The organism is Streptacidiphilus monticola, from assembly GCF_042658505.1.
GTDB lineage: Bacteria > Actinomycetota > Actinomycetes > Streptomycetales > Streptomycetaceae > Streptacidiphilus > Streptacidiphilus monticola.
This window is the reverse complement of the sequence record NZ_JBHSQJ010000108.1, coordinates 31,712-43,400: the sequence shown is the minus strand read 5'-3', so window position 1 is coordinate 43,400 and position 11,689 is coordinate 31,712. Positions and strand designations below refer to the sequence as shown.

Sequence of the window (11,689 nt, the reverse complement as noted above, 5' to 3'; positions counted from 1 at the left end):
CGGGGAATCGAGGGAGTCGGCGGGTTCGGGCCGTTCCGGGGGGTCTGCAGCTGACATGGGGTCAACCAGCCTCAGCTGCGCGGTGGGTGGGCCTGGCTCGGGGTAAGGCACGGTGGTCGCAACGTCCACGTCCTTCCCTTCCGGCGCGGAAGCCTGGGGGATGCGGCGGGCGGGGGTACGGAAAGTTGTGGGTACCTGCCCAGTGTGCGCCCGAACCATGGCTTCGCAGGAGCCCCCTGCGCCCATTTTCTGGGCGCGCCCGGCGCGAAGGTTCCCCGAAGCGGCCCCGGTGCCGTGTCCGGACAGGTCCACCGGGTTGCGGCGCCCGGCACGACACCCCCAGCCTTCGGCCGGGAGTGCCCCACGCCGCGTTGTCGGGCGCGCCCGAGCACATCCGGCACGAGGGCGACCCTCCGCCTTGCGATCCTCCCCCAGCCTTCGGCCGGGGATGCCCCACCACCGGACACCGCAACCCGGTGGACCCGTCCGGGCACGGCACTACAGAGCGGCCGCCCCGCGGGCGCGGAGGTTCTGGCCGTACTGCTGCAGGGTCCACAGCTCCTGCTGGACGGCCGTGGCGTCGGCGCGCGGGCCCAGGCGCTGGAGCTGGGCGCGGCACTCGGCGATGCGGCGGTCGACGGCCTGGAGGCGCAGCTTGACCAGGAACTCCCCCGCGTAGGCGGCGTCCGGCTCACGCCGGGTGCGCACGGGTTCCGCGGCCAGCTGGGCGACGAGTCCGCGCACGGTGTCGTCGGGGCAGACCTCGCGCAGGGCGTCGACCCAGACGTCCGGTGCGGTGGCGCCGAGACTGACGCCGCCCGCGGCGACGATGGCGGCGCGGACCGCCCGGTAGGGCGGGGTGGGGAACTCGTGCTCCAGGAAGGCGTCGAAGACCGGGGCCACCAGGGCGGGGAACTGGACGGCGAGCTTGAGCAGTTCGCGTTCGACGAACTGGGCGGGGTTGCGCGGGTCCAGCCGGAAGGCGGCGGGCCGTGGGGCCTGGGCGGCGGCGGGTTCGGGGGCGCGGACCGCGGGCGCGCCGGCCGCGCCCCGGTTGCGCTCGCGCTCGCGCTGCCAGCGGGCCAGCTGGCCGACGCGGCGGACGACGAACTGCTCGTCGAGGATGCCGAGCAGCCCGGCCAGCCGGACGGCGTACTCGTGCTGGATGGAGCCGTCCTTGATCCGGGCGACGATCGGCGCGGCCTGGTCCAGCGCGGCCGCGCGGCCCTCCGCCGTGTCGAGGTTGTGGCTGGCCACGGCCGCCTGCAGGGCGAACTCGAACAGCGGCACCGGGTGGGCGATGAGCTCCTGGACGGCCGCGTCGCCCTCCTTGATGCGCAGCTCGCAGGGGTCCATGCCGCCGGGGGTGATCGCGATGGAGGTGCGGGCGGCGAACTTCTGGTCGTCCTCGAAGGCGCGCAGCGCGGCCTTCTTGCCGGCCGCGTCGCCGTCGAAGGTGAACACGACCTCGCCGCTGTACTGGGAGGTGTCCATCAGCAGGCGGCGAAGGATCTTGATGTGGTCCTCGCCGAAGGCGGTGCCGCAGGTGGCCACCGCCGTGGTGACGCCTGCGAGGTGACAGGCCATCACGTCGGTGTAGCCCTCGACGACGACGGCGCGGCCGGTCTTCGCGATGTCCTTCTTGGCGAGCTCGATGCCGTAGAGGACGTTGCTCTTCTTGTAGAGCGGGGTCTCCGGGGTGTTCAGGTACTTGGGGCCGTTGTCGTCCTCGCGCAGCTTGCGCGCGCCGAAGCCGACGACCTCCCCGGTCAGGTCGCGGATGGGCCAGACCAGTCGGCCGCGGAAGCGGTCCATGGGTCCGCGGCGGCCTTCGGAGCAGATGCCGGAGACCAGCAGCTCCCGGTCGGTGTAGCCGCGGCCGCGCAGGAACCGGGTGAGGTTCTCGTAGCCGACGGGGGCGTAGCCGACGCCGAAGTGGGCGGCGGCCGCGGCGTCGAAGCCGCGGTCGGCGAGGAAGCGGCGGCCGATCTCGGCCTCGGCGCCGCCGAGCTGCTGGGTGAACCACTCCGCCGCGATCTTGTTGATCTCCAGCAGCCGGGTCCGCTCGCCCTTCTGCCGGCCGGGCTGGTAGCTGCCGCCCTCGTAGCGCAGGGTGATGCCGACGGTGGGGGCGAGCCGCTCCACGGCCTCCACGAAGGTCAGGTGCTCGATCTTCATCAGGAAGCCGAGGGTGTCGCCGTGCTCGCCGCAGCCGAAGCAGTTGTAGACGTTCTTGCTGGGGTTGATGTAGAACGACGGCGACTTCTCGTCGTGGAACGGGCACAGGCCGCGCATCTGCACACCGGCCTGCTGGAGCTGGACGTACTCGCCGACGACCTGGTCGATGCGCAGCGCGGCCTTCACCGCCTGGACGTCCTCGTCCCTGATCCTGCCCTGTCCTCCGCCGCCGCCTGCCACGCCGTGCAGTCTACGGCGGCGGTCGGGCGTCCCCGGCCGTCACAGCTCCGTGAGCGGCACCCCCGGGTCGGCGAGGCGGTCCGGGTCGACCGGGCGGCGGCTGCGGATGAGGGCCTGCAGCGGGGCGGTGACGTCCCAGATGTTGACGTTCATGGCGGCGAGCACCCGGCCGTCGTCCGCCTGCCAGAAGGCGATGAACTCGCGGCGGCCCGCGTCGCCGCGCAGCACCACCCGCGCGTAGTCGCCGGGGGCGGCGTAGCCGGAGTACTCCATGCCCAGCTCGTACTGGTCGCTGAAGAAGTAGGGCACCCGGTCGTAGACGACCTCCTGGCCGAGCATGGCGCGGGCGGCGGCGGGGCCGCCGTTGAGGGCGTTGGCCCAGTGCTCGACCCGGAACCGGCGGCCGAACAGCGGGTGTTCGGCTGACGCCACGTCACCTGCCGCGTGGATCAGCGGGTCGGAGGTGCGCAGCGAGCCGTCGACCGCGACGCCGCCGCCCTCGCCGGGGCCGGTGGCCAGCTCCAGCCCGGCGGCGGCGGCCAGGCCGGTGTTGGGTGCGGCGCCGATGCCGACGACGACCGCGTGGGCGGGGAACTCCTCCCCGTCGTCGGTGTGGGCGGCCAGCACCATGCCGTCCTGGCCCTCGAAGGAGGTGACGGAGGCGCCGAAGTGGAAGCGGACGCCGTGGTCCTGGTGCAGCTGCGCGAAGAAGCGGCCCAGTTCGGGGCCGAGTGCCACGGCCAGCGGGGTGGCCATCGGCTCGACGACGGTGACCTCCGCGCCGTAGGCCCGGGCCGCCGCGGCGACCTCCAGGCCGATCCAGCCGGCGCCGACGACGAGGAGCGTGCCGTTCTCCCGGCCCAGGGTCCGCAGGGTGGCCCGCAGCCGGTCCGCGTCGGGCAGGCGGCGCAGGTAGTGGATGCCGCCGAGCTCGGCACCGGGGACGTCGAGGGTGCGCGGGGAAGCGCCGGTGGCCAGCAGCAGCCGGCTCCAGCCGAGCACGCCGTCGTCGGCCAGGTGCACCTCGCGGGCCTGCCGGTCGATGCGGTCGACGGTGACGCCGAGGTGCAGCTCCACGTCATTGGCGGCGTACCAGGTGGGGTCGTGGACGAAGACCTTCTCGCGGGCGGAGTTCCCGGCCAGGTAGCCCTTGGAGAGCGGCGGGCGCTCGTAGGGGTGCTCGCGCTCCTCGGCCAGCAGTATCACCCGGCCGGTGAACCCTTCGGCGCGCAGCGTCTCGGCGGCCTTGGCGCCGGCCAGGCCGCCGCCCACGATCACCATGGTCTGCGGTGCGTCCGCCATCCGGGGTCCTGCCTTTCGTTCGCGGGCTGACGGGCCGTCAGCAAGCCTGCCGCAACCGGCGGTCAGCGCACCAGAGCACGGTGCCGGGCGAGTGCGGAGGAGTCGGTCAGGGTGGCGATCTGGTCGATCACCGCGCGCAGCCGTCCGGCGTCGTCCCCAGCCGCGTCGGCCTCCTCCCACAGGGCCCGGAACACCGGGTCGAGGCCGCGGGGGGCCAGACCGGCCAGGGCGGCGGCGAGCTCGGCGATGACGACGCGCTGGCGCGAGCGCAGCGCCTCCTGCTCGCCGCGCTGCATGACGTAGCGGTCGGCGACGGCCTTGAGCACGGCGCACTCCAGCCGGACCTCGCGCGGGACGACCAGGTCGGCCTTGTAGCGGGTGAGTTGGCCGATGCCGTAGCGGCGGCGGGTGGCCTGCTCGGCGGCGTTGCAGAAGCGGCCGATGAGCTGGCTGGTGGCGTCCTTGAGCCGGGCCCGGTCGCGGGCGGAGCCGTCGTAGGCATGCGGCCACCACTCCTGGGACTGCAACCGGTCCAGGGCCTCGGCGAACTCCAGCGGCTCGGCGGTGGGGGCGTAGCGGGCGGCGACGGCGTACAGGCCCTCGCGTTCGACCGGGGAGCGCAGCGCGGCCGGGTCGATGTGCCCGGCGTGCAGGCCGTCCTCGACGTCGTGGACGCTGTAGGCGACGTCGTCGGCCCAGTCCATGACCTGGGCCTCGAAGCAGCGGTGGTGCTCCGGGGCGCCCTGGCGCAGCCATCGGAAGACGGGCAGGTCGTCGGTGTAGACGCCGTACTTGTGCGGCAGTTCGGGGTGCGCGCCGCGGGTCCACGGGTACTTGGTGGCGGCGTCGAGGGTGGCCCGGGTGAGGTTGAGCCCGACGGAGCGGGTGCCGGTGAACCGCTTGGGCTCGAGCCGGGTGAGGATGCGCAGGCTCTGCGCGTTGCCCTCGAAGCCGCCGCAGGCGCGGGCGGCCTGGTCGAGGGCCTCCTCGCCGTTGTGGCCGAAAGGCGGGTGGCCGAGGTCGTGGGCCAGGCAGGCGGTCTCCACCAGATCCGGGTCGCAGCCGAAGGCGGCCCCCAACTCCCGCCCGACCTGGGCGCATTCGAGGGAGTGGGTGAGCCGGGTGCGCGGGAAGTCGTGCTCCAGCGGGGTGACCACCTGGGTGGTGCCGGCCAGTCGGCGCAGCGCCGCGGAGTGCAGCACCCGGGCGCGGTCGCGCTGGAACGCGGTACGGCCGGGCCGCTTGTCCGGCTCGGGCACCCAGCGCTCCTGTGCGGCGGGACTGTAGCCCGCGAGTGGCTGCTGATCGTCCATCAGCAGCCACCGTAACGCGCGGCGCTGACGCCGCGGCTCAGGCGCGCAGCAGTCGCCGCCACCGGGGCTGCTCGGTGACCAGGCAGAGCGCGGCGAGCACGGAGACCAGCACGGCGACCGGCGCCGGCAGCACGAACCAGGCCGCGGCGACGGCCGCACCCACCTCGGCGAGGACCATCAGGATGGTGACCCAGCCGGGGACGGCGACGACGGTCCCGCCGCCGGGCTTGTCCCCCGGCGTCTGCAGCACGGCCGGGACGCCGATCAGCACGACGTCGACGAGCACGGCGAGCACGATGGAGTGCGGCCACAGGGCGATGGGGGCACAGATCCAGCCCACCAGTTCGAGCCCGGCCCGCAGGGCGGTGGCGTACCAGGCCTCGGCGGCCTGCTGACGGCTCTCTTGTCCGGTCGCGGTCACCCGGCGAGCGTGTCAGGCTCCGAAACCGCCGTCAACTCCTTTGCCGGTTCCGGCCTTTCGGGGCCGCGGTCGGCCTCCGGACCGTCCCGGCCGGTGATGATCCTGGCGAGCAGATCCCAGGCGACCGCCGTCTCGTAGTCCATCTCCCCACAGTGGCCGCTGTCTGTTTCGGCCGGGTTGCTCCCGGGCTACTTCCCGGCGGCCTCCCGGTAGAGGGCTTGGACCGCGTCGCCGAAGTAGGCGGCGTAGGAGACGTCGTCGCTGTCGCCGCCCTCCTGGTAGCCGCCGATCACACCGACCAGCGTGCCCCGGCCGGTGTCCGGGTCGAGGCCGGTGAGCAGCGGCCCGCCGCTGGAGCCGTCGGCGAAGCCGGCGCAGTCGAACTCGGACTGGGTCGCCGAGTACGGCTTGAGGCTGTTGCGGCAGCCGATCGGCTTGTCCCCGCTGCTGGGGTAGCCGATGACGCTGACCGTGCCGGGCCGGGCGGCGTCCCCGAAGGCGGGCACCTGGGCGCCGACCACGTCCTGCAGCCGGAGATCGGGGTGGGCGGTGTTGCGGACCGTGACGAAGGCCACGTCGTAGTCCTGGTCGCTGTCGCTGCTCCAGTGCGGGTCGACGGTGACGGAGGTGGACTGCCAGTCGCCGTAGGGGTGGACGCCGTCGTGGTAGCCGGGCACGAACACCACGGAGGCGGCGTCGCTGACGCCGGACGCCGGGTCCAGCAGGCAGTGGGCGGCGGTGACGATCAGGTTGCCGCCGGGCGAGTCGACGACCGAGCCGGTGCAGTAGTGGCGGCTGAACCCGGTGTCCCCGGCGGAGAAGACGGCCCCCACGGTCGGCACACCGCCGAACTCGGCACTGCGCTCCGACGTCCGGGTGAGCACGGCGGGCAGCGTGGCCGTGGGGTGGGCGGTGGGCCTGGCCGTGGTCCGGCTCTGCGCGGTGGCCCGGCTGCCGCCGACGCCGGGCTCGACGTGGTCGAGCACGAGCGCGAAGCAGCCCACGAAGGCGACGACGCCGAGGGCACGGGAGGCCAGCCGCAGACTCCGCAACCGCATCCAGGCCCTCCTTCGTCCTACTTCTGGGCGATCATAGGCACGGGTGACCGGCTGGGCGCCGTAGCCGGTCAAGAGTTCGACAGCTTTGTCACGAAATGCGTAGGGAAGCCATAGGTAAGAGCGTTTGGCCTCCCGAGGAAAGCTAGGGTCCCTCACGTGAGTCTGACCGGAAACGCCTTCTTCATCCTGCTCGTCGTCGTCACCGTGGTGGCAGTCGTGGCAACCCTGCTGCTGTGGAACCAGGTGCGCGGCCCGCGGGCGGTCCGGCTCGTCACCCGGCTGGTTCTGATCGGCGTGTGCCAGCTGACGGCCATCGCGGTGGTCGCGACCTGGATCAACAACGCCAACGGACTCTACACGTCCTGGGCCGACCTCTTCGGTGAACAGCAGGGCGCCGGCCCGGTGGCCGCCGGGGCGGCCCAGACGGTGTTCACCCGGGGCGAGGGCGCCACCCAGGAGACGACCTTCCGCGGCCGCTGGTCGGGCGTCACCGGCCAGGCGATCGTGTGGACGCCGCCGCAGTACCAGGACCCCAAGTACGCGCACGACTCCTTCCCGGTGATGATGCTGCTCCACGGCGTCCCCGGCGGCCCGCTGAGCTGGATCCGCGGCGGCCAGGTGCTCACCGCTCTGGGTCGGATGATGACGTCGGGGGAGGTCAGCCCGGCGATCGTGGTGATCCCCTCGATCGACGCCGGCGGCCGCGACACCGACTGCAGCGACACGCCGCGGCAGAAGAACGCGACCTGGCTGATGCGGGACGTCCACGACCTGGTCACCAGCCGGTTCCGGGCGCTGAACGGCCCGCACGACTGGAGCGTCATCGGCTTCTCCACCGGCGGCCTGTGCGCGGTCAAGCTCGCCATGCAGTACCCGCAGGAGCTGGGCTCCGCGGTCGGCCTGAGCCCCGACGACTTCCACGGCGACCGAAGCGCGCTGCCCGATCCGAAACTCCGTCAGCTGAACAGCCCGCTGTGGCTGGCGAAGAAGCGGCCCCCCGTCTCGCTGTTCGTGGCGACGAGTTCGAAGGACCGTTTCAGCACGGTGCCGAACGTGAAGGACCTGGAGAAGGTCGTGCAGTGGCCGACGGTGCTCTCCACGCCGATGATCCTGAACGACGGCGGCCACAACTGGGGCACGTGGCGGGGGCTGTTCCAGGTCGTCTTCCCGTGGGCGTCGGACCACTTGGAGGCTCCGCACCCGCTGCGCCCGATCGCCAAGCCCAAGCCCGGCCCCACGAGCCTGGCCTCCTCCGGCCGCATCCGCACCCCGCTGCACCGGTAGGGGCCCGGTAGGGGCCCCTGGTCGCGCGAGGANCACCACCCGCGGAGGTTCGTCCCCATTGAACGGGTCGGACCTCCCCGGGTGGTTGGTTTCTCGCGCAGTTCCGCGCGCCCCTGGGTGCGCGGGGCCTACTGCTCGTCGTTGTGTTCGGCGAGGAACTCCTCGAACGCGGCGGCGAGTTCGTCCGCCGAGGGCAGGTCGACCGGCTCGGCCAGCAAGCTCTCCCGGTCCGCCGCGCCCGCCACGGCGTCGTACTGCTGCTCGAGGCCGGCCACCGCGGACTTCAACTCGCCGTCCCCCTCGGCGATCTGCTGGTCCACCTCCTCCTGGACCTCGCTGATCCGGGCGCGGATCTCCGCGCCCGGCAGCACCAGGCCGGTGGCGGACTGCACGGCCTCCAGCACGGCCACCGCTGACGGCGGCCACGCCGTGCGGGCCAGGTAGTGGGGCACGTGCGCCGCGAAGCCGATCGTGCCGAGGCCCGCCTCGCCCATGCGGAACTCCAGCATCGCGTCCACGCTGCCCGGCACCTGCACCCGCTCGAACCAGCGCGGGAACTTGCCGAGCAGGTCCCGCCGGTTGCCGTGGGGGGTCAGGCCGACCGGGCGGGTGTGCGGGACGCCCATCGGGATGCCGTGGAAGCCGACGGCCAGGCTGACGTCGAGGTGGTCGCAGACGTCGAGGACCGCGGCCGCGAAGCGCTCCCACTCGACGTCCGGCTCCGGACCGGACAGCAGCAGGAAGGGCGTGCCGACGGCGTCGTGCAGCAGGTAGAGGTCGAGCTCGGGCGCGTCGTAGGAGGCCCAGTGGTCGCGGTCGAACACCATCGTGGGACGCCGGGCGCGGTAGTCGACCAGGCGGTCCGCGTCGAAGCGGGCCACGAGGACGGCGTCCGGGTCGTTCAGCAGGTGCTCGACCACCTGGCCGCCGGTCTCCCCCGCGTCCATGAAGCCGTCGAGGAAATGCAGCAGCACCGGGCCGGCCGAGGCCTCGAGGAAGGCCGACTGCACCGCCTCCAGGCCCTCCGGCTCGAACGCGTACAGCGCCTGCGGATCCTGCACCATGACACCCATCTGTTCGAGCGGACACTTCTACCCAGGGAGCAGCATTCCCGAACCCGCATTCATTCCCCAAGTCCAAGGGGAAACGACGCGCACGGACCGCCGCACGCCCCCGCGACGCGCCGGTTCACCTGGGAGGTCGCCGTGAGGGCGCGCCGCAGGGTGACTTACCCTTGCCGTGCGGGTATGGTCCTCTCGCTGACCCACCGCATCGCCCCGTGACTTCATTTGGCCGCCCGCTGTCCTTCGCGCTCTCGTTCCCCTCTCGGCCATCTCCCGGACACACACTGTCCCCTCGCTCCTCGCACGCCCCATGGCGAACGCGATCCGTCGTCGTGCCCAGGCATCGGGAGCACACCCCCTGTCCCCACCGCCGAAGGACTCAAGGCGCCGTGCCCGTACCTGTCTTCCTCGTCGGCCGCACCGTGCGGCTGGAGCCGCTCTCCGAGCACCACGTCGAGGCCCTGGCCGCCGCCGCGGCCGAGGACCGGAGCAGCTACGCCTTCACTCCCGTCCCGAACGGGATCGCTGCGACGGAACGTTACGTCGCCGACGCGCTGGCCGCGCAGGCGGCGGGCAGAGCCCTGCCCTTCGCCACGGTGCGTCAGTCGGACGGCCTGGTCGTGGGGTCCACCCGCTTCTGCGAACTGGACTACTGGCAGGGCCCGGTGATCTGGCCGCCGGCCCCGCGCGGCCCGGTGGGCGACCCGCTGACCGCGGTTCCGGACGCCACCGAGATCGGCGGCACCTGGCTGTCCGCGCGGGCGCAGGGCACCGGCATCAACACCGAGGCCAAGCTGCTGATGCTGCGTCACGCCTTCGAGAACTGGCGCGTGCGCCGGGTGTCGATGCGCGCGGACGCGCGCAACACACGCTCACGCGCCGCCATCGAGCGCCTCGGCGCGGTCCTGGAGGGCGTCCACCGCGCGCACACCCGGGGCCTGGACGGGATGGTCCGCGGCACGGCCTTCTACTCGATCCTGGACGAGGAGTGGCTGGCCGTCCGCGAGCACCTGTCCGCCCGGGTCGCGGCCGGACCGGGCGTGCGTCCGCTCATCTCCGCCTGACCACCAGGGTGACCTGCCAGTGGCGTCCTGACGGGGCGTCACTGGAGAGCACCGCCGTGCCGGGCGCGGCGGCCGTGTAGAGCGCGACGGTGACGCCCACGGGCGGCGTCATGATGCCGCTGGTGGTGCCGCGCAGGACGGAGGGCGCGGAGTCGTCCGGGCGCTGCCAGCGGTCGCCGGTCGGGTGCGCGGTCAGGAAGACGTCGACGCGTCCGCCCAGCGGCAGGCAGAAGGTGCCGGAGTTCGCCTCGGTGAGGCTGCCCGCGGAGTCGGGCAGCCCGCTGGGCGGCAGCGCCGTGCAGGGGGTGACGGCGGCGGGAGCGGCGGTCGCGGAGGCGCAGCCGGCCAGCGGCAGCAGCACGGCGGCGGCGAGCAGCAGGCGCAGCGGTCGGTTCATCGTTCTCTCCTCGCGGTGTCCGGGCATGCGGGCGGCCCCGGACCGTCCCTGCGCGGGGCGGTCCGGGGCCGTCAACTGGCTTGCGCTCAGTGCTGGTTGGTCGAGCTGGTGTAGGAGACGACACAGCCGCCGGCGTTGCTGCCGAAGTTGTTGCTCCACAGCGACTGGACGGCGAAGTTGGCGCCGTTCATCGAGACGATCGCCGAGGCGCCCTGGCCGCTGGAGATCCAGGCGCACTTGTCGCCGTTCTCGGCGCCCGAGCCGTCGACCCAGCCGCTGCTCGGGTCGGGGTCGGTGACGGTCTCGGCGTACTCGTGCCCGCCGACGATGGTGACGCCCTCGGAGGCGCTGTTCACGCCGCTGCTGCCGGTCGCCACGAAGCCCGAGCCGCAGCTGGAGCCGGCGTCGGCGACGTACGGCATGTTGGTGTAGGGCAGGTCGGCGCCGGTGGACGTGGTCGTGTTGGTGTGCCAGGCGCAGTACTGGGTGCCGAAGCCGGACGGGCTGACGCCGTGCGGCGAGTCGACGATGATCTGGACGTTGGTGCCGGAGACGCCGAAGTGGGCGGCGGCGCGGACGGCTTCGGCGGCTATCTGGCTCTGCGAGGGCCGCTTGGGCGCGGTGACGCCGCTGTCCAGCCAGGTCCCGCCGACGGGGTTGCTCGCCGGGTGCCCGACGTGGGTGCCGGAGCTGCCGCACTGGGTGGTCCCGGTGGCCACGCCCTGGCAGTACTGGGTGACCGAGTTGGACCAGGTGTCGCCGCTGCCGTAGGCGTGCTGGAAGAAGGAGAGCTGGAGCGGGGCCTCACCGTTGGGGTCGTTGGTGATGGAGCTCGTGCCCCACTGGCTGCCCCAGTAGACGATGTAGACGGTGGGGGCGGTGACGACCTTCCCCCCGCCGTAGGCGAGGTTGCCGCCCGTGGCGTTGGGGGTGACGCCGGAGAAGTGGCGGTTCATGTGGTGGGGGGCCAGCTCGCCCGCGTTGGCGGGGGCGGCGGCGAGGAACCCGGCCGCGGCGATCGCGGTGGCGGCGCCGACGACGAGAGCGGAACGCAACAAGGGGGTGCCCTTCTCGATGGGGGAGTGAGTCAGGAGGGGCGTTGCGAGGTGCGCTGTGCGAATTGCTGCCGCTGGCCAGGCGGTTGACGTTCTGTCACCACTGTGTGGGGTTGCTGTGCGATCGCTGCGCGAGAATCTAGCGCCCTGACGCGTTCGGCTCAAGAGGGCAACCGCAAACAGGGGCGCGGGGAACTGCGCGGGCAACCACCAGCCGGGGGAGGTTCGGCCCGACGGACGGGCCGGGCCCCCCTGAGTGGTGGGTTTCTCGCGCAGTTCCCCGCGCCCCTGAGGGGTTGCCGACGTGCAAACG

Annotated in this window: 11 protein-coding genes; 2 read left to right on the top strand and 9 right to left on the bottom strand. The window is 72.9% G+C overall.

Annotated features, from left to right (window positions below):
• Positions 1-498: 498 nt before the first annotated feature.
• From dnaG to ACFP3V_RS24255, 6 genes are all read right to left on the bottom strand, one after another.
• Positions 499-2,418, bottom strand: a complete 1,920-nt coding sequence (gene dnaG / locus ACFP3V_RS24280) for a DNA primase (protein WP_380587293.1) — start codon at positions 2,416-2,418, stop codon at positions 499-501.
• A gap of 39 nt (positions 2,419-2,457) precedes the next feature.
• Positions 2,458-3,720 (bottom strand): NAD(P)/FAD-dependent oxidoreductase, encoded by a 1,263-nt coding sequence (locus ACFP3V_RS24275; protein ID WP_380587291.1) that lies wholly within the window; start codon positions 3,718-3,720, stop codon positions 2,458-2,460.
• 62 nt (positions 3,721-3,782) lie between these two features.
• Positions 3,783-5,033: a deoxyguanosinetriphosphate triphosphohydrolase gene (locus ACFP3V_RS24270; RefSeq protein ID WP_380587288.1), complete on the bottom strand. Its 1,251-nt coding sequence runs from the start codon at positions 5,031-5,033 to the stop codon at positions 3,783-3,785.
• Between the two features lie 37 nt (positions 5,034-5,070).
• Positions 5,071-5,454, bottom strand: coding sequence for a hypothetical protein (locus tag ACFP3V_RS24265; RefSeq protein ID WP_380587285.1), 384 nt, complete (start codon positions 5,452-5,454; stop codon positions 5,071-5,073).
• On the bottom strand, positions 5,451-5,597 hold the full coding sequence (locus ACFP3V_RS24260; RefSeq protein WP_380587282.1) for a hypothetical protein: 147 nt from the start codon (positions 5,595-5,597) through the stop codon (positions 5,451-5,453). Before ACFP3V_RS24260 ends, ACFP3V_RS24265 begins: the two co-directional genes overlap by 4 nt.
• Before the next feature lie 45 nt (positions 5,598-5,642).
• Positions 5,643-6,512 (bottom strand): trypsin-like serine peptidase, encoded by an 870-nt coding sequence (locus tag ACFP3V_RS24255; protein WP_380587279.1) that lies wholly within the window; start codon positions 6,510-6,512, stop codon positions 5,643-5,645.
• A 156-nt stretch (positions 6,513-6,668) separates the two neighbouring features.
• Here ACFP3V_RS24255 and ACFP3V_RS24250 point away from each other — a divergent pair, with 156 nt between their 5' ends.
• Positions 6,669-7,796 (top strand): alpha/beta hydrolase, encoded by a 1,128-nt coding sequence (locus ACFP3V_RS24250; RefSeq protein ID WP_380587277.1) that lies wholly within the window; start codon positions 6,669-6,671, stop codon positions 7,794-7,796.
• A gap of 128 nt (positions 7,797-7,924) precedes the next feature.
• Here the strand turns inward: ACFP3V_RS24250 and ACFP3V_RS24245 are convergent, their stop codons facing one another.
• Complete coding sequence (locus ACFP3V_RS24245) at positions 7,925-8,869, bottom strand: PAC2 family protein (protein ID WP_380587274.1); 945 nt, start codon at positions 8,867-8,869, stop codon at positions 7,925-7,927.
• A 380-nt stretch (positions 8,870-9,249) separates the two neighbouring features.
• Between ACFP3V_RS24245 and ACFP3V_RS24240 the strand changes: the two genes are divergently transcribed.
• On the top strand, positions 9,250-9,924 hold the full coding sequence (locus ACFP3V_RS24240) for a GNAT family N-acetyltransferase (RefSeq protein ID WP_380587271.1): 675 nt from the start codon (positions 9,250-9,252) through the stop codon (positions 9,922-9,924).
• On the opposite strand, the gene ACFP3V_RS24235 is transcribed toward ACFP3V_RS24240, so the two are convergent.
• Both ACFP3V_RS24235 and ACFP3V_RS24230 read right to left on the bottom strand, forming a co-directional pair.
• The gene (locus ACFP3V_RS24235; protein WP_380587268.1) at positions 9,911-10,321 is read right to left on the bottom strand and encodes a hypothetical protein; all 411 of its coding nucleotides are present in this window, start codon (positions 10,319-10,321) and stop codon (positions 9,911-9,913) included. The two genes, ACFP3V_RS24240 and ACFP3V_RS24235, sit on opposite strands and share 14 nt — an antisense overlap.
• Positions 10,322-10,407: 86 nt before the next feature.
• On the bottom strand, positions 10,408-11,379 hold the full coding sequence (locus ACFP3V_RS24230; protein WP_380587265.1) for a hypothetical protein: 972 nt from the start codon (positions 11,377-11,379) through the stop codon (positions 10,408-10,410).
• Between the last annotated feature and the right edge of the window lie 310 nt (positions 11,380-11,689).